At 47.2% G+C, this 19287-nt stretch carries 20 protein-coding genes and 1 other annotated feature; all 20 genes read right to left on the bottom strand.

The features are described from left to right. Positions 1–355: 355 nt before the first annotated feature. On the bottom strand, positions 356–1972 hold the full coding sequence (locus tag PIL01S_RS28420; RefSeq protein WP_127541105.1) for a LysM peptidoglycan-binding domain-containing protein: 1617 nt from the start codon (positions 1970–1972) through the stop codon (positions 356–358). A gap of 193 nt (positions 1973–2165) precedes the next feature. Then, the gene (ilvE, locus tag PIL01S_RS28415; protein WP_095293327.1) at positions 2166–3050 is read right to left on the bottom strand and encodes a branched-chain-amino-acid transaminase; all 885 of its coding nucleotides are present in this window, start codon (positions 3048–3050) and stop codon (positions 2166–2168) included. A 142-nt stretch (positions 3051–3192) separates the two neighbouring features. Further along, positions 3193–4074 (bottom strand): prephenate dehydratase, encoded by an 882-nt coding sequence (gene pheA, locus PIL01S_RS28410; protein ID WP_127541103.1) that lies wholly within the window; start codon positions 4072–4074, stop codon positions 3193–3195. Then, positions 4071–5039, bottom strand: coding sequence for a homoserine kinase (gene thrB, locus PIL01S_RS28405; RefSeq protein ID WP_127541101.1), 969 nt, complete (start codon positions 5037–5039; stop codon positions 4071–4073). The genes pheA and thrB overlap by 4 nt, the downstream gene beginning before the upstream one ends. Beyond that, on the bottom strand, positions 5036–6106 hold the full coding sequence (gene thrC / locus PIL01S_RS28400; protein WP_127541099.1) for a threonine synthase: 1071 nt from the start codon (positions 6104–6106) through the stop codon (positions 5036–5038). The genes thrB and thrC overlap by 4 nt, the downstream gene beginning before the upstream one ends. A 117-nt stretch (positions 6107–6223) precedes the next feature. Then, complete coding sequence (locus PIL01S_RS28395) at positions 6224–7510, bottom strand: homoserine dehydrogenase (protein WP_095293333.1); 1287 nt, start codon at positions 7508–7510, stop codon at positions 6224–6226. Between the two features lie 107 nt (positions 7511–7617). After that, the gene (locus PIL01S_RS28390) at positions 7618–8055 is read right to left on the bottom strand and encodes an ACT domain-containing protein (RefSeq protein ID WP_024633956.1); all 438 of its coding nucleotides are present in this window, start codon (positions 8053–8055) and stop codon (positions 7618–7620) included. A gap of 244 nt (positions 8056–8299) precedes the next feature. Then, the gene (obgE, locus tag PIL01S_RS28385) at positions 8300–9610 is read right to left on the bottom strand and encodes a GTPase ObgE (protein ID WP_127541097.1); all 1311 of its coding nucleotides are present in this window, start codon (positions 9608–9610) and stop codon (positions 8300–8302) included. A 15-nt stretch (positions 9611–9625) separates the two neighbouring features. Beyond that, entirely contained in the window at positions 9626–10363 is a 738-nt protein-coding gene (locus PIL01S_RS28380; RefSeq protein WP_127541095.1) for a Spo0B domain-containing protein, read from the bottom strand. Between the two features lie 160 nt (positions 10364–10523). Further along, positions 10524–10835, bottom strand: coding sequence for a 50S ribosomal protein L27 (rpmA, locus tag PIL01S_RS28375; protein ID WP_095293321.1), 312 nt, complete (start codon positions 10833–10835; stop codon positions 10524–10526). A gap of 23 nt (positions 10836–10858) precedes the next feature. Continuing rightward, entirely contained in the window at positions 10859–11188 is a 330-nt protein-coding gene (locus tag PIL01S_RS28370) for a ribosomal-processing cysteine protease Prp (protein ID WP_095293320.1), read from the bottom strand. A gap of 13 nt (positions 11189–11201) precedes the next feature. Beyond that, positions 11202–11513, bottom strand: a complete 312-nt coding sequence (gene rplU, locus PIL01S_RS28365) for a 50S ribosomal protein L21 (RefSeq protein WP_095293319.1) — start codon at positions 11511–11513, stop codon at positions 11202–11204. A gap of 14 nt (positions 11514–11527) precedes the next feature. Next, positions 11528–11612 (bottom strand) — a sequence feature (ribosomal protein L21 leader region). A gap of 56 nt (positions 11613–11668) precedes the next feature. Further along, positions 11669–12919: an Rne/Rng family ribonuclease gene (locus PIL01S_RS28360; protein WP_127541093.1), complete on the bottom strand. Its 1251-nt coding sequence runs from the start codon at positions 12917–12919 to the stop codon at positions 11669–11671. A 106-nt stretch (positions 12920–13025) separates the two neighbouring features. Then, entirely contained in the window at positions 13026–13886 is an 861-nt protein-coding gene (locus PIL01S_RS28355) for a M50 family metallopeptidase (protein ID WP_127541091.1), read from the bottom strand. Beyond that, positions 13879–14757 carry a M23 family metallopeptidase gene (locus PIL01S_RS28350; protein ID WP_164764369.1) on the bottom strand — a complete coding sequence of 293 codons (879 nt, stop codon included), beginning with the start codon at positions 14755–14757 and terminating at the stop codon, positions 13879–13881. The genes PIL01S_RS28355 and PIL01S_RS28350 overlap by 8 nt, the downstream gene beginning before the upstream one ends. Before the next feature lie 236 nt (positions 14758–14993). Next, complete coding sequence (gene minD, locus PIL01S_RS28345) at positions 14994–15788, bottom strand: septum site-determining protein MinD (RefSeq protein ID WP_024633965.1); 795 nt, start codon at positions 15786–15788, stop codon at positions 14994–14996. Positions 15789–15791: 3 nt separating this feature from the next. Beyond that, entirely contained in the window at positions 15792–16454 is a 663-nt protein-coding gene (gene minC, locus PIL01S_RS28340; RefSeq protein WP_095293315.1) for a septum site-determining protein MinC, read from the bottom strand. A 74-nt stretch (positions 16455–16528) separates the two neighbouring features. Further along, the gene (gene mreD, locus PIL01S_RS28335; protein ID WP_095361431.1) at positions 16529–17062 is read right to left on the bottom strand and encodes a rod shape-determining protein MreD; all 534 of its coding nucleotides are present in this window, start codon (positions 17060–17062) and stop codon (positions 16529–16531) included. After that, on the bottom strand, positions 17062–17937 hold the full coding sequence (gene mreC / locus PIL01S_RS28330; RefSeq protein WP_127541087.1) for a rod shape-determining protein MreC: 876 nt from the start codon (positions 17935–17937) through the stop codon (positions 17062–17064). The genes mreD and mreC overlap by 1 nt, the downstream gene beginning before the upstream one ends. A 185-nt stretch (positions 17938–18122) precedes the next feature. Next, positions 18123–19157 (bottom strand): rod shape-determining protein, encoded by a 1035-nt coding sequence (locus PIL01S_RS28325; RefSeq protein WP_095293312.1) that lies wholly within the window; start codon positions 19155–19157, stop codon positions 18123–18125. Positions 19158–19287: the final 130 nt, after the last annotated feature.

Genomic DNA, 19287 nt, shown 5'->3' with positions numbered 1-19287 from the left:
TTGGTTAACGTGTTTCTCTATCGCGCCAGCGCTGTGTTTCAGCGGCGACTTAAATAATATAACATATCGATCAGATCAATGCAACACTTTTTTCTTTTTTTATTTCATAGATTTTAGATACGCAATTACTCTACCAAAATCCATTGAAATAATATAGATAGGGATAAAATAAAACGTATGGATATATTATCACACATACAACGAATTAACAATTATTTTACAACTTTTCGTTTACTTCTAGTTCACATTCCTTCGTTTCCTCATTCCTCTCCTCTTATTTAAAGCAAGAGGCCAGCTTTTCAACATAGGCCGGCCTCCTTTTAACAATCTGGATCAGCGATCTTGTCTGTATTAACTAAGACTGTATCCAGGGATTACGACGTTTTTTGGTTAAATTACGTTTCTCCGCCTCTGAGTTACGTCTTCCATTTGCAGAAGAAACAGATACTTTGGATGTTCTTTTACCACTTGATTTGCTTGTTCTGCGTTTTGCCGTGCCGGTTTTTGCAGAAGCTTGCTTGGTTTTGCCCCCTGCTTCTGTTACTTCTTCTCCGGATACATTGGACTGGCTTAAATCCGCTTCTTCACGTCCGCCTTTTTTAGTTCCAACATTGCCTTGAGCTGGGTACAGTTCCCCAAAAGCTCCCAGAGGAGATGGGGGCACCATGTTTTGTGAAGGATACGGATTCTGATATGCATACTCTACGGGCTGGTTTGGTACAATGTTTGGCCCCATATGCGTCTGTACACCGTACGGGTCATATGAACCATACATCCCCCACGCAGGATCCTGATAATTGTATCCAGTGTGGCCGTAATGCGGGTTATGCGTATGTCCGCCACATCCACAAGGTGGATACGGAAGTGTTGAGTAAGGGGAAATAAACGGCTGCTGGTTCATATGTGTATCCGCAACAAATGGAGGGAACGGGCTGTTGACTTGTGCAGCGGGTGCGGCTGGATAAACATTGTCCTGCTGATGTTCAGGAGCCAAATTCGGCGTAAAGTTATTGTGGTTCTGCTCTGTCCATTGACCTTGGTAAGAAGGGCTCACCGAATAAGGAGTAGCTTCAGGTAACCCTGGGAACCCAGAATTGTGATTAAAGCCAGCAATATGTGATGATTCAGGAACAGCATAAACCTCTTGAACAGGGACAGGGATTTGAGCATATGGATGCTCAGCCGGCGCATGATGCAGTTTTTTACCACAGCCACAAGGAGATTTGGTCGCAGGTGAAACGACAGACGGCGACTTCGTATTAGGGATGACTGGTAGCGGCATAATTTCAGGAGAGAGATTAGGCATGGTGTATGTTGGCACTTCCGGCAAAGGCTGTACTTCGGCAGCTGGGGCCACCTGTTCTTTTTTCTCAGGTGCCTTCTCCGGTTTAACCTCAGGGAGCTCAGGTAACTGCGGCAGTACTTCCAATTCAGGCATCACATTTGGTATGACAGGATTTGCTGGTAAAGGGGCTGGTGTAGGGGCTGGCGCCTCTTCTACTGCCTTAGGTATTTCTGGTGCTGGTGGTGCTGGTGGTGCTGGCTCTTCTTTGACACCTGTATACTCCTTGCCTTCAGGTGAAAGCTTTTCATGAGCAGCGACATTACCCGTACTGCTTCCTGTAACCGTATTTCCCTGAACAGGTTGGGACGGGATATAGACTGTCTCTCCTACAAGCAGGGCGTTCGGGTTTTTCAACTGAGGGTTTGCGTTGATCATATCCTTTAATGAGACTCCCCAAGCCTGAGACAGCTTCCATAAAGAATCACCCTGCTGGACTTTGTGACTGTGCAGTATTCCTTCCGGTTTTGGTGTTACTGGCTCCGCAGGAATTTTAACTTTCATACCGATATCCAGCTTGTCGGGATCAGTAATTTGCGGATTAGCCGCAATAATTTTGTCCAGGCCCACATTATATTTTTGGGACAGTAAATATAACGTGTCGCCTTTTTTCACCATGTGTATTTTCACGGGGAACTAACCTCCTAGACGTGTTACTTGGGCAGTGCATTCGCCCATACCGTTACTACATCCTATGCAGAAACTGGGCTAATGACATCATCTAAACAAAAAAAATCCTCCACGCCTCCAAAACCCGCACCCTATGTAGGATGGTGATCTTATTGGACAAGAAGGATATTGCATTTCAATATGTTTAGAAGGGTTAAGCTTCCCAAACCTTATAACCATCTTTGTCTACAATTTGACGGAACGCTTCGAGCAGTCTCAACGTGACTGGGCCAGCTACACCCGATCCAATTGTTCTTCCATCAACCTCATATGCAGCGATGACTTCTGCGGCTGTTCCCGTGAAAAAGACTTCGTCAGCGATGTACACATCATGCAGGGTAAATGGAACTTCTTTTAACTCCAGATCTAATTCCCCACACAGGTCAATAATAGCCTGACGCGTAATACCTTCCAGAGCTCCGAGGTAACAAGGCGGTGTGTAGACTACCCCATTTTTGATAATGAAAATGTTGTCACTTGATCCTTCGGTAACATATCCTTGGGAATTCAGCATGATTGCTTCGCCAACACCTGCATAGTTGGACTGGATTTTAACAAGGATGTTATTCAGATAATTTAATGATTTGATTTTGGGATTCAGTGCATCCGGGATATTCCTGCGTTGAGATACAGATACGGCCTTTAACCCTGTAAGATATGCTTCCTCAGGATAAATTGCTAGCTGCTCCACAATAATAATAACAGACGCTTTCGGGCAGCGCAGCGGATCCAGACCCAGATTACCTGGTCCACGAGATACGATTAAACGGATATAGCCGTTACGCATATCATTGCGGCGCACTGTTTCTGCCATTACTTCTAGCATTTCATCATAGGATAAAGGAATGTTCAAACTGATCGATTTTGCCGAATCGTACAAACGGTCCAAATGCGCTTTGCATCTGAAAATATTGCCGTTATAAATCCGGATACCTTCGAAAATTCCGTCCCCGTACAAAAAGCCGTGATCATACACGGAAACGGTTGCGTTCTCCTTGGTTACATATTGACCATCCAAATAAATCCACTGTTCTGACATGGATGACTGCACCTCCGTTTAATTTCCAATCATTATCTCCCGAATCTTGAATTGTTCCATTACATTGTACAACATATGGCAAGCTTTTAAGTTCACTTTTTACCCATCTCAATGCCAATCCTCAGCAAATCCTACCCGTTTATCAGGTAGTTTTCAATGAAGGATATGTATAGCAGGGATAACTGCCCAGAACACGGACCTGACAATTCAATGCCTCAATCTCAGCCATGGCTGCTGTGAGCAATACGGATTCTACGGTTTCTTCAACATCGATATAAAAATAGTAACTACCCAGCCTTTTCTTCGTAGGACGAGACTCCAGCCTAGTCAAATTCAGCTTTCTCCAGGCGAATGTGGACAATACTTGATGCAGAGCACCAGGTGCATCTTCAGGCAGTGTAACCAGCAAACTTGTTTTTACATGATCCGGCTCACGTTGAATCTGCACTGGTTCATGACCAATAAGTACAAAACGGGTGTAATTGTTATCATGATCAGTCACCCGTTCAGCCATGATATCCAATCCATGCTTTTGTGCAGCAAGGCGGGTGCCAATAGCGGCCCAGCCCTTTCCGGGATTCTTTTTTACCAACTCGACCGCTTCTGCCGTACTATTGACGCCCTCAAGCTCAGCATCTGGGGAATGAAGACGGATAAAGTTCTGGCACTGCGGAATAGCTACCGGATGAGACATGATCTTGGTAATTTTGCTGAAGTCGTATGCACCGCTCCCGTCAGCGAACTCGGAACCATGTCCAATCACATTTTGTATGGAGGGATACACCCACTCCGCTTGCATCGGAATATCCACTTCGTTAACCAGCCAGTCCATATGCAAACTAACGGAGCCTTCAATTGTATTTTCAATGGGAATGACGCTATATTGTGACTTGCCACTATCCGTGGCGCGAAACACATCAGAAATCAGTTTGGAATGAAGCAGCTCCAGCGGTTCCCCATTAAACAGAAATTCTACAGCTTCATGGGAAACGGAGCCTTCAGGTAATACGGCAATTCGTTTCATGCTTTAACTTCCCCTTTAATTCTGTCCAAAAAAGGACGTTCATCTTGATCAGGCAGCACGGTTACACCGTCCAGGTCCGGATCCAGCCATAGTGGCGTTGCATTAATGCCTTCCTTGCCCATGGTCTCCATCAAATACTGTTCCAGCTCGGCTTTGCGGGGATCATGCCGATCCACCAATGTCAGAACGGTTGGTCCGGCTCCACTTAGTGCAGCTCCCAAAGCACCATGCTGTACAGCATGTTCCAAAATTTCAGTCATGCCGGGTACCAGAGATGCTCGGTATGGTTGGTGAATACGATCCAGCATCGCCCTTTGTATCACATCCAGTCGCCCGCTTGCCAGCGCTGCAACCAACAGGGAAGACCTGCTGATATTATGCACGACATCCGACTTGTCAAATTGCTGTGGAATGACATTTCTTGCTTTGGAAGTCGATAGTTCAAAGTCCGGCACAATGACCAACGTCTGTAAATCCTGATGCGGCTCAATACGGATGTGATCCACACGACTGCCATCCCAAGCAGCCGCAATAATACCCCCATATAGAGAAGCACCCACATTATCCGGGTGCTTTTCGAGCGAAGTAGCCATATCCATTAGCTTATCGTCCGATAGCGGAGAACCAATTAAGGCGTTCGCAGCAGCCAGAGCACCAACTATGGCAGATGCGCTGCTTCCCAGTCCACGGGTAAGAGGAATATCCGAAAACATGGAAATTTCCAGTTCAGGAACAGACACGCCTGCTTCATTAAATACCATCTGTGCGACTTCGTAGATTAGATTGGATCTATCCGTTGGCAAACCATTCAGATGATCTCCATACAGATCAAACACCGTTTGTTCGGACGGCTTCATCTCAATCCAGGCATACAAAGACAATGCCATGCCCAGGGTATCGAACCCTGGACCCAGATTGGCTGTACTTGCAGGTACTTTTACTGTAACTCGTTGCTGCAAACTCATACGGATTGCTGCTCCAGCTGTGCAATAGCCGCCATAACCGCTTCTTCCGAATCATCTACTACAAGCGGCTCTGTTGCTACCGTTTTGATCGCGATGTTCGGATCTTTCAAACCATGACCCGTCAAGACACATACAACCGTCTCTCCGCCTTTAAAGTATCCTTCCTGCTTCAATTTATATACTCCCGCAACCGAAGCAGCCGATGCCGGTTCAGCGAAGATACCTTCCCGTGCCGCAATCGTACGATATGCTGTCAAGATTTCCTCGTCCGTTACATAATTGATCTGTCCACCGGACTCTTCAGCAGCGGTCACAGCGGTCTTCCAGCTAGCCGGGTTACCAATGCGAATCGCAGTGGCCACAGTCTCAGGCTCAAGAATCGGCTCTCCCTTAACGATTGCCATCGCGCCTTCTGCTTCGAATCCAACCATCCGCGGCAAGGAATCCGATTTTCCCGCCTCTTTGTATTCTTTGAAGCCTTTCCAGTAAGCAGAGATATTCCCTGCATTGCCGACTGGGATTGCAAGTACGTCAGGTGCTTGACCCAATTGATCAACCACTTCAAATGCAGCTGTTTTTTGACCTTCGATGCGGTAAGGATTCACAGAGTTCACCAGTGTGATGGGATGCTTCGCTGTAATCTCACGTACAATTTCCAGTGCACGGTCGAAGTTACCGTTAATCGCAATCACTTTGGCTCCGTAGATCATGGCCTGGGCCAGCTTGCCCAGTGCAATGTTATTGTTAGGGATTAACACGATGCAGTTCAGACCACCGCGTGCTGCATATGCTGCAGCAGCTGCAGAAGTATTGCCCGTGGAGGCACACATGATGGTACGGCTGCCCTCTTCCATTGCTTTCGCAACAGCCATTACCATACCGCGGTCTTTGAAAGAACCACTTGGGTTCAAGCCTTCGTATTTAAAATATAGATTCAGTCCAAGTTCCTTGGACAGATTTTCGGCATGAACGAGTGGGGTATTTCCTTCCTGAAGCGTAAGCATAGGTGTATTTTCATTAACCGGAAGGTACTCTTTGTACGTTTGCAGCAATCCTTGATATCTCATTGTAGTAAGCTCCTTTATGATTAAGTAATACGAATATGAAGACCTGAATTTATAGTATTAAAAATTGTAATTCAATTTAACCTAGCAATTCGAACGGACAGGATTAGAAAAATAACCTTACCCCTCAACCCGATATACACTCTTGATGCGGCGTATAACGCTAAGAGATTCAAAGTGTTTCAACACTTTATCCATGCTTGCCTTGCTTGCATTATGAGTAACGATGATGATCTCGGCATCCGGATTATGCTCGTTCGGCTGTTGAACAACCGAAGCCAGGCTGACTTCATACTCTGCAAAAATCTGCGTAATTTGCGCCAAAACGCCCGCTTTGTCGTCCACGTGCAGCAAAATGAAGTTCTTTGACATGATCTGTTCATCGCTTTGCAGACGCTTCTGCTTGTAAGGAACGATGGCTTTAAGTCCGTTTACGCCAAGCTTCAGATTTTTGATCACAGCCACCAGATCTGCAACGACGGAAGTGGCCGTTGGAAGTTCACCTGCACCCGCACCATAGAACATCGTTTCGCCTACTGCTTCCCCGTGTACATAAACTGCATTGAACACGCCATTAACGGAGGCAATCGGGTGACTCTGTCTCACCATGGTAGGCTGAACACTGATATTGATCTCGTCATCACGGCAATCCGCAATTCCAAGGAGTTTCATCTCATAGCCGAGTCTTCTGGCATACGTAATGTCCTCACGGGTTACGGACGAAATACCACTAACTGCCACATCCTGGAGCTCCACATTGGTGCGGAAACCCAGCGTTCCCAATATTGCCATTTTGCGAGCGGCATCCAGTCCCTCCACATCCGATGTTGGGTCAGCTTCCGCATAACCCAGAGCCTGTGCCTCTGCGAGGACCTCTTCATAAGAAGCACCTTCCTGGCTCATTTTGGTCAAAATAAAGTTCGTTGTTCCGTTCACAATCCCCATAATACGGGTAATCCGGTCAGAGGAGAAACCTTCAATCAGGGTGCGGATAATGGGAATCCCACCAGCTACGCTGGCTTCATAGAAGACATCACATTTCTTCTCCTGTGCCTTCGCCAAAATCTCGGAGCCGTGGAGAGCCATCAGATCCTTATTTGCCGTGACAATATGTTTTCCCCGCTCCAGCGCTTCAAGAATGTACTCCTTCGTCTGTTCAATACCACCCATAACCTCCACGATCACATCGATGTCCGGGTGGCGAATCACTTCCCACGGATCTTCTGTCAGTTTGGCTCGATCCACTGCAATGACGCGATCCTTAACCGTATTTTTTACAGAAATCTTCTCGATAACAATCGGTGAGCCGACCTGACTGCTCAGATCCTCCTGGTTCCCTTCCACGATGCGAACAACCCCGGTACCTACTGTTCCGAGTCCCAATAATCCTACTTTTACCGGTTTCACCAACGATCTACCCCCTAATGTCTTTTATGTCTGCCACCTCTGTACGCTCTCTGTGTACAATGAAGCAGTTTTTTTCATATATCCGGACGTTATGAGATAAAATCCAGTTAGCCCTGACCTACAATCCGTGTGCGCCGAACCCCCGGCATATCCTGCATCCGATCCAACATTTCACCGATTTCTCCGTGAAGATGTGACGTCTCTACCGAGATAACAACATTGGCTCTTCCTTGAAGCGGGATACTCTGATTAATCGTGAGTACGTTGGCTCCATATCCAGCCACATGTCCCAACACGCGAGACAATATACCAGACTGATGCTCCAGATCAATCGATATGGTGACGATTCTTTCCCGTTCCAATTGGTTGATGAGGTGAATTCCATCCTTATACTTATAAAAAGCACTTCGGCTTAATCCGACCTGCTCTACCGCTTCATGCACTGTTTTGACATCCCCCGAAGCAAGCAGCTCTTTCACCTGCATCGTCTTCACCACTGCTTCCGGTAAAATGTCTTCCCGTACTAAGTAATAGCGTTCATTCACAGAACGTCCTCTCCTCAAAGACTCATGTTTTCATATAGTGGACATTATATCGGATCTATACTAAAAGGGCAATACGTTACATGTCTATTTTTTTCAAAACCGTTTCTCAAAGTATACAAGGTTCTCCCTGCCACATGTTAGGAAAAAACAAAAAAAACGCAGAGCAGCGGGTCATTTCCCACTTCTCTGCGTTTACATGTCCTATATATTTGAGCAGGCATACATTAAATTTTACATATCAAACTTAATAGTAGCTGCTGCCTTCAACGAATTCAAATTCAAAATCACCGATGCGCACAATCGTGCCTTCTTCAGCACCACGTTTACGGAGCTCTTCATCCACACCCATATGACGCAGTGTACGCGCCAGTTTAAGGATGGCCTCATGCGAGTTCAGCTGCATCCGTTTCATCATGCGATCAATCTTGGCACTCTCAACAACAAAGATCTCATTCTCCCGCACAATACGGAAGCCTTCGTCCTCTTTCTTATCCAGACTGTACACTTTGCGTTCAGATATGTCCGCTACTTCTTCTACCACGACTTCGTCCGGAATCTGATCAAGCAGATCCGCCGCACGATACAGGAGTTCCTGTATTCCTTTGCGAGTCAGGGAAGAAATTGGCATGATCTCAATATCCGGCTGAACTTCACGAACCTTTTGCATAAATTGCTCCAGATTCTCTTCCGATTCCGGCATATCCATTTTGTTCGCTGCCACAATCTGAGGTCTCTCCGCGAGTACCGGATTATACAACTTCAGCTCTTCGTTGATTTTGACCCAGTCCTCAAACGGATCGCGTCCTTCCGAGCCAGACATATCCACAACGTGAATAATGATGCGGGTACGTTCAACATGGCGCAAAAACTCATGTCCAAGTCCGATACCTTCATGAGCACCTTCAATCAGTCCTGGCAAGTCGGCCATAACGAAGCTGCGTCCTTCACCTACACCGACTACACCCAGGTTAGGTGTAATGGTCGTAAAGTGATAGGCTCCGATCTTCGGCTTCGCCGCTGATACAACGGACAGCAGGGTAGATTTCCCGACACTCGGAAAACCAACCAAACCAACATCCGCCATAACTTTAAGCTCTAGCACAATATAGCGCTCTTCGCCCTCTTCACCATTTTCAGCAAGTTCAGGAGCTGGATTATTTGGTGTGGCAAATCGGATATTCCCCCGGCCGCCCCGGCCACCACGCGCAACGACAACCTGTTGACCATGACGCGTCAGGTCTGCCAATACCTCTCCACTGTCTTCATCCAAAATCACAGTCCCAGGTGGAATACGGACAATCATGTTCTCAGCGTTCGCACCATGCTGACTTTTATTGCGTCCCTTCTCACCACGAGGGGCCTTGAAGTGACGCTGGTAACGGAAATCCATCAATGTACGCAAACCTTCATCCACGCGGAAAATGATGTCAGCTCCTCTGCCTCCATCACCCCCGGCAGGTCCGCCGTTTGGTACATACTTCTCACGACGGAACGAAATAATTCCGTCCCCTCCGTCTCCGGCTTTTACATAAATCTTCGCTTTATCTACAAACATGGCTACCCCTTCTTCCTATATTCCACACGGCATTCTAAATTGTATAAACGTGTCTTCAGACGGAAGCTGCTCCGTTCTGACTTTTTTTCCTTTAAGTACGGCATTAAGCTGCCGTAATGTTTCCGGATCGGGTGTTTGATCCCCGTCCAGCCGAACAACCACATCCCCATGGTCTTGTCCGAAGTTCAAGGTCAGTTTGCGAACCTCTCCCCAAGACGACCGGCCGCCACCGTATTGATAGGCTCTGATTGCATCTGCAATTGCGCCCGTAAGCGACTCGCCGTCCTCGGGAGAGATCAGAGCACTAAGCTGCAATTCTTCCTCGACTTCCACATGCAATTCCAGAGCGGCGCCACTGGCACGAAAAGACTGGAGATAAAAAACGAGTGAGGGAATGCCTAATTTGGAAATCCGACTTTCCTCGGTTACCCGTTCTTTTATTCTTTCCACACATTGCACGGATTTATCAAGTTTGCCCAGCCGAAGATATCCATATAACACCTGAAGATCGTTCATCCAATCATGCCGATGATGATTTAGTGATGCAATTGCTGTCTTTTCCATAGATTGTATGATGGTTCTGCGTTCCGCTTCCGCCTGTCTCTTCATCGCATTCATTGAAACAAAGATTACGGCCACGGACCACAATGCGCATACAGCACTCGAAATGGCTGCCGGATACAGCACAACGAAAACCAAAGGAATCAGAAGTGAACATGCCGCAATCCACGGCACTCTTTTCCAAGATTTCATGGCTTCTCCCCGTTCTACAAAACTCGGTTGGTTTTAAACCCCACCGTAACCAAGTATAACATGTCTTTTCTGCCAGTTCATTATCGAAAACATCTATCCATCCTAAATACAAAGAGCCTCCGGCAAAATTGCCGAAGGCTCCTTAGGCGGAATGCCGATATTATGCTTTTACTGCAGCTGCTACTGGAGCAACGTCCACAGGGTAAATGCTTACTTTTTTGCGATCGCGTCCCCAACGTTCGAATTTCACAACGCCGTCCACTTTCGCAAACAAAGTGTCATCTTTACCGATACCCACGTTCGTACCTGGGTGAATTTTTGTTCCGCGTTGGCGAACAAGAATGCTACCACCAGTTACTGTTTGACCGTCAGCACGCTTTACGCCAAGGCGTTGCGCTCTACTGTCACGACCGTTCTTCGTGGAACCTACACCTTTTTTCGATGCGAATAACTGAAGATTTAATTTCAACATGATTGGTTGTCCTCCTTCTTTACTTATTTGAGTTGCTCTATCTTAATATACTTCCCGTATGACTCTGCAATATCAGTGAGCATAAGAACCATAGATTCGAGCAGCAATTGCACCTGGGACCAAGTTCCGTCTCTCTCCAGCACTGGCAAAGAAGCGCTTAAAAAGCCATTCTTCATTTTGGCATCCATTTCGACACCAGTCAATGCTTCGATCGAATTCACTGTACCCACTGTAACAGCAGATACCCCGGCACATACGATATCTTCTCCCCGCTTGGCATAATTGGCATGCCCTTTGATGGAAAAGCGATCGATGCTCTCGTCATCGTTACGAAAGATTTGAACGATAATCACTTATCGCACCCTCTTACGCTTGGATTTTCTCGATAGTTACTTTAGTGTACGGTTGACGGTGACCTTGCTTCACATGGTAGTTCTTTTTCGGTTTGTATTTGTATACAACAACCTTTTGACCTTTGCCATGTTTCTCCACTTTAGCCGTTACAGTAGCTCCGGAAACCAATGGTGTACCTGCTGTCAAACCTTGATCGTTAGATACAGCCAGGACACGGTCGAACGTTACGCTTTCGCCATCGTTCGCAGTCAATTTCTCGATGAACAGAACATCGCCCTCTTGGACTTTGTACTGTTTGCCGCCTGTTTCAATAATTGCGTACATTTGCCTTGCACCTCCTCATGTCTCAGACTCGCCCGGTCTCAGGTGACAGCCTCCTTGCGGAGCTGTTCTTGTACCCGGCCAGTGCGGTTACAGCATGTGCAAGACCAATAGGCTAAACACATACCTGATGATTATATCATCATCGCGAGTAAAAATCAATGCAATGGTGAAATATATCTTTTACCTGTCCCGTGACAAGAAGAACAGGGCTCCACATAAGGAAGTGTACTTTCTTCCCGGACTTTTTTACGTGTAAGTTCAAGCAGACCCAGCTTGGTCCAGCCCATGACAAAAGCCTTGGTTCGATCTTTTTTGAGTTCAGCCTCCAGCGCTGCAGCAACTTCCTGCCGATTGGCTGCTTCCTCCATATCGATAAAGTCCACAATGATCATGCCACCAATGTCCCGCAAACGCATTAAACGTGCAATTTCGACGGCTGCCTGCATGTTGGTTTCCGTTACGGTTTCTTCCAGACTATCCCCGCCGCCCCCGGTGAATTTGCCTGTATTAACGTCCACCACGGTAAGTGCCTCTGTATGATCTATGACGATGTAACCGCCGCCGGGGAGCCAAACTTTACGTGCAAAATCCTTATTGAGCTGCTCTTGAACACCATACGCAGCAAAGATGGACTCTGCGCCCCGGTAAACCTGTACCTTCGGCTGATGACCCGGACAGATCTCCTCCAGTAAAGCCCTCACCTCGCGGGCTTGTCCTTCACTGTCTGTAATAACCTCATCGCTGCCTGGAGTATACACATCCCGAATAATTCGCTGAACCATGCTGTGATCCCGATGCAACAGGCTCGGTGAAGGCAAACTGTCTGCTTTTTCACATATCAAACGCCACTGCTCACGCAACGATTCCAAGTCAGCCTCTATGGCTTCCCGCTGCTCTTCTGCGGATACGGTTCGAATGATCAGCCCTTCCTCCCCACGTCTGAGCTGATCTCCCAATGCCTTAAGACGGGAGCGATCCCCTTCACGGGCAATCTTCTTCGAGACGGCTATGTAGTCCGCTATCGGCATGTAGACAAGCCATCGGCCCGGTAGTGAGTAATGTGTCGTCACCCGGGCTCCTTTGCTTCCTACCGGCTCTTTCAGAACCTGAACGATGACATCCTGACCTGGACGAAGCAATTCGGAGATTGAAGGTTTCACCTTCGGTTGTTTCTCCAAATGAGGGTGCAGGACATCATCTACATATAGAAAGGCATTTTTTTTCTGACCTATATCCACAAAAGCAGCCTGCATACCCGGTAGCACGTTGACGACCCGTCCTTTGAAAAACGAACCAAGCAGTCCGCGTTCGCGTGTACGTTCTGCTGTAAATTCCACAGCTTTGCCTTCTTCCAGAAGCGCCATTTGCATGAGGTTGTGTTCATTATGTACGATCATTTGTTTCATGGCTTGACCTCTAGAAGACAATTCAATTCATCCACATCCATTCTGTGTCTTTGCAATTCTCAATGTATATGTATTACCCCAAATCTGGACGAGTTCACCAACCTTATTACAGTTTGTCTGTGTTCTGCTTGAAATAGGAACCGATAATTCGCTGTTCAGGCAAAACGGCCATAATTCGTCCCTGTCTGTTCATCACATATACCATATGATATTTCTCTCTCTTTAATAGACGCAGAATAGTGTCCAAAGGTTTCGCCGGAAATGAGATTATCGGCTGTGCCAAACTGCCTGTAGCCGCATGATGCGCAAATGCACCTTCCCGATTCATTAAAAAGCGGATAAAGCGATAAGGTACGTTTCGATAATCGGTCACGTTGGAATAGAACAGAAAGAGACCAATGAGCAAGATATTCAGCGGGAGCCCGTAGTCTCCAGTGATCCATTTGCTGATCGCAAACAGAATAACCCCTGTACTACATAAGATGCTAATCCGATAGGTCCACATTAATGTCGTATAGTAGGGAGCAATCAGACTGACGAGTGCCTGTACTATTTTACCACCATCCAGCGGAAGTACGGGCAGCAGATTAAACAGGGCAATCAGCAGATTCCCTTGGATAATGTACGCCAAGAATACTGGATCTCCCAGGTTGGCGTACTGCAGCAGCATGGTGATCCCGACCATCAATATGTTTTGCAGAGGACCGGCCAGCGCTATTATAATTTCCCGCCCAGCCGTAAGCCGGCCCCCGTCTTCAATAACAGCCACACCGCCAAAAGGAAGCATCTGAATCGACAGGACACGGCAGCCCAGAAGGGCTGCCGCCGCAGCATGTCCACATTCATGAATAAATACGATTGCAAACAGTGTGATGAGTTCTATGAAATGTCCTGTAGCCAAGGAGGCCAGCATAATAATGACAAAAAACGGATGAAGCGAAATGCGTACACCCCATAACCTAATCAAGGGCAACCACTTCCGCAGGATCTACATACTCTTCGCCCTCTTTTACAGCAAAGTACAGCGTGGCAGGTTGTTCTCCGCCTGTGGACTTGAGGCTGCCAACAACATTTCCGGCCTCCACCCAGTCATTCACTTCGACTTCACTCTCGTTCAGTCGGCCATATATCGCAGTCAAGTTGCCTGTATGCTGGATGACTACCGTTATCCCATTCTCTGTATCACCAAGAACTTGCAGAACTCGTCCTGCATCCGAACTGACCACCTGTACAAAGCCAGTCCCCTCTGCTTCGGGGACGATCTCTATGCCCTTCATGCTCAGCGCAAATGGTTGAACGATTGTCCCAGAGAGCGGTTTACCCAGCAGTGATCTAACCCCCGAACCATTAACTACATCTGTGGTGTGGCCCAGCACGGGCAGGAAAGACGGCGTCCCGCCAAAGTGCCGTTCATACCAGAGCGCTGCCGATGCAAAGTCCATATCCCGATGCAGCGCATCTGCAATTACCGTTTTGGGAGAAGATGCCCATGACGCATTGAGTTGAAACAGTCCCCATACGGCACCAAAAACCATTGCACTGACTACTGTTCTACGCACCAACGATTTCACCAGGTTAAAACGTGTATGGCCACCTGAACCGTAATGTCCGTTCTCTTTTTTCCACAGCCATTCAGGATCCCTTTCCTGTTCTGCCAGTAGTGATCCAACATGTCTTGTCTTATCCTGTATATCAAAAGAAGAAGTAGGTCTTGGGCTCTCGGCAATCTTCTTGCTGGGCCCCGAATTCGCTTCCTGCATAATCTCCATCGCAGCGCCATCCAGCAACCGCCGTATCCGTTCTTCTCTTCTTTGCTTGATTCGAAGTTTCGTATTCATGGAATATCCTCCCGCCGAGGCTTGTTTAATACATCCTATGAAGAGCTCTTTCATAATATGAACAAGCTTCCGGGTCAAAGCAAAATAACTCCACCCAGGTGAGATCAACCTGCCGAGTGGAGTTTAATGTGGAGAAAAATGATAGGGATTTCTGTGCTGAAAGCATTAAAAAAGCCGGGCTGCAAAGGCCGCGGCGGTAAGTATTCATATCTATAAGGACGATTGTATTAACCCATTTAACCCATACCAAAAAACTTTTTAAAGCGTGAGAACGCGCCTTTTTTCTGCTCTAGCTGCATCAGTGGAACCGTATCTCCCAGAATGCGACGAGCAATGTTCCGATAGGCAATCGCTGCAAGCGAGTCTGGATTCATGACTGTAGGTTCTCCAGAGTTAGCCGCTTTGATGACAAGTTCATCATCTGGCACAATGCCAATCAGATCAATATTGAGGACTTGCAAAATACCATCAATATCAAGCATATCGCCCGATTTGACCATGTTGTTCCGAATACGGTTTACAACCAGCTTCGGTGATTGAATATGCGAGCTTTCGAGTAGACCGATGACCCGATCCGCATCACGTACAGCAGCGTTCTCCGGTGTAGTCACCACGATAGCCTGATCTGCTCCAGCGACCGCATTTTTGAATCCCTGTTCAATCCCGGCAGGACAATCGATAATGACATATTCAAAATCTTTTTTCAATTCCAGAATGATGTCCTTAACCTGTTCCGGTGATACAGAGTTTTTGTCTCTTGTTTGCGCTGCAGGCAGCATGTACAATTCTTCGAAGCGTTTGTCTTTCACCAACGCCTGATTCAGACGGCAACGCCCGTCTGCCACGTCACACAGATCATAAATGATCCGGTTCTCGAGTCCCATCACGACATCCAGATTGCGAAGGCCGATATCGGTATCTACCAGACAAACTTTTTTTCCGAGCAGCGCCAGCGCTGTTCCGATGTTTGCTGAGGTGGTTGTTTTACCAACGCCGCCTTTACCCGAAGTGATCACGATCGCCTCTCCCATGAGCTACACTCCTTTAAACACATTAAAATCTCGGCGCAACCGAACGATATTGCTCATCTTGTCGATCTGCATCTGATTGTCCTGTAAATAAGCAAATTCCATCCCGGTATCCCGGCTCTCCCATTCGTCAGGGGGACGGCTGATGATATCAGCGATTCGAAGCTGCGTCGGTGCAAATACCGATGCGGCAATGATTGACTCGTCGTCCCCGCCGATCCCAGCGTGAGCCATGCCTCTGAGTGAACCCAAAACATATATATCTCCGGTACACGTCACCGTGCCCCCCGGATTGATATCCCCAAGAAACAGGAGATTCCCTTCGTGATGAAGCACTTGACCTGAACGCACCATGCCACACATCGTAACAATTGGCGGTGGCCCTTTAACCTCTGGTTTAAGGGCTGGTGAATCGATGGAGCGAATGAGCAGATTCCCTTTTTGCTTCAATATGTCCAATATCGCTTCTTTTTGGTCCTCTGTCACTTCGCGGCTGCCCAGTTTGATATCCACATGAACAATCGGTCCGGTCAAAATATTTTGATGGCTGTGTTCCAGCTTATAGCGGAGCTCATAGAGCAATTCCTCGAATTCACATTGATCGTCCAACAGGAAAACCAAGCCGTCTCGGATGCCTTTAATCGTTACGTGATTCGATTTTACCGTCATAAGCCTGTCCCTCCCATCTCATTACATTTCGTGCCCGGGCCTCGAAGTTCCTGCTTTTCACTCTATAAAATGTATCAGGATGCTTCCTGCACCTTGCTCTTTCTTTTGCCGATACGCTCCAGCTGCTTCCGCAGCGGAGTATAAATGATCAGAGCAAACACGAAATGAATGAACAGATTGGGAATCATATATTCAAGCAAAGCCCAGTCAAAGGTCACATGATTGAGGCGGAAGAGCTTATATAAAAAGAACAACATGGTGTCGTTAAGCAGACTTCCCAAAATGACGACTGTAACCATAACTGGAAGTGGTGCACGCGGTGCCTGGAATATAAGTCCCATCATATAAGCAGATAACCCCATTGCAAATCCATAAGGTCCGATCATCTCTCCATAAAATACAACGTCATGAAGCAGTCCAAAAAAGATGCCGAGCACCAGAGCAGTGTGGCGATGATGATATACAGCGATAAACAGAATGACGATATAGACCAAATTGGCCGAAATGCGCAGTTGCCATCCGGAAGGAATAAGCAGTGGCAAAATCGTCCCTTCCGCGATGAACAAAACGAACAGCAACAGGAACAAGACTTGCTTGCGTGTCACCATTACTCCTTCACCTCGGGAGGAATAACCACCATCAGCTCTTTCCAATCCAGGAAGCTCGCATATGGTTCAATCGTTGCTGTGCGGGTGAGTCCGTATTCGCCAACTTCAATTTTCTTAACTTTCCCGATTCGCATGTACTTCGGAAAATTATTGATAATACCTGATGAGATAATTTCGTCACCTTTTTTGATATCAGACTCTTCCGAAATTTTGGTCATCTTGAACATACCCGTCTTGGGATCAAAGCTCTCGATCATACCGAAAACGGTATCTTCCTTGCCCACCGCTGTTGCTGCAATGGCATTGGAATTGGGATCATTGGCATCCATCGAGGTTAGCAGATTCACCGTTGAGGTGTAAGCACTAACGTGACTAATCACCCCAACCAGACCCTCCTGGGAAGTAACTGCCATGCCTGGCTTGATATCCGCGTTCTCCCCAATATCAATATTAATCGTTCTGCTATTAGGATCGGAATTGGCACTGATAACCTGAGCAATACGATATTCGTAGTTATACCGATTTCTCTGTTCAGCCGTAAATTTCAGCAAATCCTTATAACGATCATTGGTTTTCTCCATCTCGTTATACTTCAGTCGATCCCGGGTATAGTGCCCCATCGCGATTCGCAGCTCTTCATTCTCTTGATATACCGCACGCATGTTCGCTACATCTTTGAAAAAGCCCGCTACAGCAGAAGCGGGCTTGTAAAATACGTATTGTACAAATCCGACTGAATCCTTCAGGAATTTTTCCGGCCAGGATAGAGCGGTTCGCGGACCGAGCGTAAAGCCCATTAACGCGATAAATGTAACAAGGCCCACCAGCAAAACAAAAAGTCTTTTGTTGCCCAGCAGCTTAAACAGTTCGAACACCCTCTAACATCCATATTCTCTTCCGAGCTATGCCCGGCGGGGAGACGTTCAGACTGATAGTCCCTTCGAGAATATTCGCTGATCTCCCCGGGTATGCGGGTAATAGCTCTCCCGACTGAAGTCGGGTCCTCTTCGCTGGCGACTCACGCTTAACGCAAACGTGACATTAAGCGATCCGTGCCGGATTAACGTTTGGAACGAACTGCCGAACTGCTTCTGCTTTTGAACAAATGGATGTTCTCCAGAGCTTTACCTGTTCCGATTGCTACACAATCGAGTGGATTTTCCGCTACGATGACCGGCATACCTGTCTCACCAGCCAGCAGCTTGTCCAGATTGCGGAGCAACGCGCCGCCGCCAGTCAACACGATACCGCGGTCCATAATATCTGCCGCAAGCTCAGGAGGACATTTTTCCAAAGTTACTTTCACAGCTTCAACAATAGCATTTACCGTATCTGCCAGAGCTTCGCTGATTTCATCCGATGTAATCGTGATGGTCTTAGGCAGACCTGTTACGAGATCGCGTCCGCGAATTTCCATCGTTTCCACTTGTTCCAGTGGCATAGCTGAACCGATTTCCATTTTCAATTGTTCGGATGTACGTTCACCAATCATCAAATTGTACTGACGTTTAATATACTGGATGATCGATTCGTCCATCTCATCACCAGCTACACGAACGGAACGGCTTGTTACGATTCCGCCGAGGGAAATGACCGCCACTTCAGTCGTTCCGCCACCGATATCCACAACCATGCTACCTGTTGGCTCCCATACCGGAAGATCTGCACCAATGGCTGCTGCAAATGGCTCTTCAATCGTGTATGCTTCACGCGCGCCGGCCTGTTTTGTTGCATCTTCAACCGCACGTTGTTCTACCGCTGTAATTCCGGATGGTACGCATACCATAACGTTCGGATGACGCTGGAACATCGAGCGCTGTTTCTGCGCCTGGCGAATAAAGTATTTGATCATCGTTGCCGTCGTATCAAAGTCAGCAATAACGCCGTCCTTCATTGGACGAATCGCACGAATGTTACCAGGAGTACGTCCGATCATTTTTTTGGCAGATTCCCCAACAGCCTCAATGCTCTTGGTATCTGTCCGCAGAGCAACCACCGAAGGCTCCCGCACCACAATACCTTTTCCACGTACATAAACCAGCGTATTCGCTGTCCCCAAATCAATACCCAAATCTTTCGTAAAACCACCAAACATGACGTAATCTCCTTTTCTGCCTCATATTGCCGCCCTATTAACGTTCAGAGCGTTTCATTTTCATTTCCTCTGCAATCCAGCAGGGTTCATCATTCATTGAAATGTATTGTACCTGTAAAGTGAACCTATC

It is taken from the genome of Paenibacillus illinoisensis NBRC 15959 (assembly GCF_004000925.1).
Lineage (GTDB): Bacteria > Bacillota > Bacilli > Paenibacillales > Paenibacillaceae > Paenibacillus > Paenibacillus illinoisensis.
This window is presented reverse-complemented; position numbering and strand designations above follow the sequence as displayed.

What these genes read in the sequence shown, in the direction of transcription:
- PIL01S_RS28350 (WP_164764369.1), bottom strand. Translation starts at nt 14,757, where the DNA reads ATGAATACGAAACTTCGAATCAAGCAAAGAAGAGAAGAACGGATACGG.
- obgE (WP_127541097.1), bottom strand. Translation starts at nt 9,610, where the DNA reads ATGTTTGTAGATAAAGCGAAGATTTATGTAAAAGCCGGAGACGGAGGG.
- pheA (WP_127541103.1), bottom strand. Translation starts at nt 4,074, where the DNA reads ATGAAACGAATTGCCGTATTACCTGAAGGCTCCGTTTCCCATGAAGCT.
- rpmA (WP_095293321.1), bottom strand. Translation starts at nt 10,835, where the DNA reads ATGTTGAAATTAAATCTTCAGTTATTCGCATCGAAAAAAGGTGTAGGT.
- thrB (WP_127541101.1), bottom strand. Translation starts at nt 5,039, where the DNA reads ATGAGTTTGCAGCAACGAGTTACAGTAAAAGTACCTGCAAGTACAGCC.
- thrC (WP_127541099.1), bottom strand. Translation starts at nt 6,106, where the DNA reads ATGAGATATCAAGGATTGCTGCAAACGTACAAAGAGTACCTTCCGGTT.
- rplU (WP_095293319.1), bottom strand. Translation starts at nt 11,513, where the DNA reads ATGTACGCAATTATTGAAACAGGCGGCAAACAGTACAAAGTCCAAGAG.
- mreD (WP_095361431.1), bottom strand. Translation starts at nt 17,062, where the DNA reads ATGGTGACACGCAAGCAAGTCTTGTTCCTGTTGCTGTTCGTTTTGTTC.
- PIL01S_RS28380 (WP_127541095.1), bottom strand. Translation starts at nt 10,363, where the DNA reads ATGAAATCTTGGAAAAGAGTGCCGTGGATTGCGGCATGTTCACTTCTG.
- minC (WP_095293315.1), bottom strand. Translation starts at nt 16,454, where the DNA reads ATGACGGTAAAATCGAATCACGTAACGATTAAAGGCATCCGAGACGGC.
- minD (WP_024633965.1), bottom strand. Translation starts at nt 15,788, where the DNA reads ATGGGAGAGGCGATCGTGATCACTTCGGGTAAAGGCGGCGTTGGTAAA.
- PIL01S_RS28325 (WP_095293312.1), bottom strand. Translation starts at nt 19,157, where the DNA reads ATGTTTGGTGGTTTTACGAAAGATTTGGGTATTGATTTGGGGACAGCG.
- PIL01S_RS28360 (WP_127541093.1), bottom strand. Translation starts at nt 12,919, where the DNA reads ATGAAACAAATGATCGTACATAATGAACACAACCTCATGCAAATGGCG.
- ilvE (WP_095293327.1), bottom strand. Translation starts at nt 3,050, where the DNA reads ATGTCAGAACAGTGGATTTATTTGGATGGTCAATATGTAACCAAGGAG.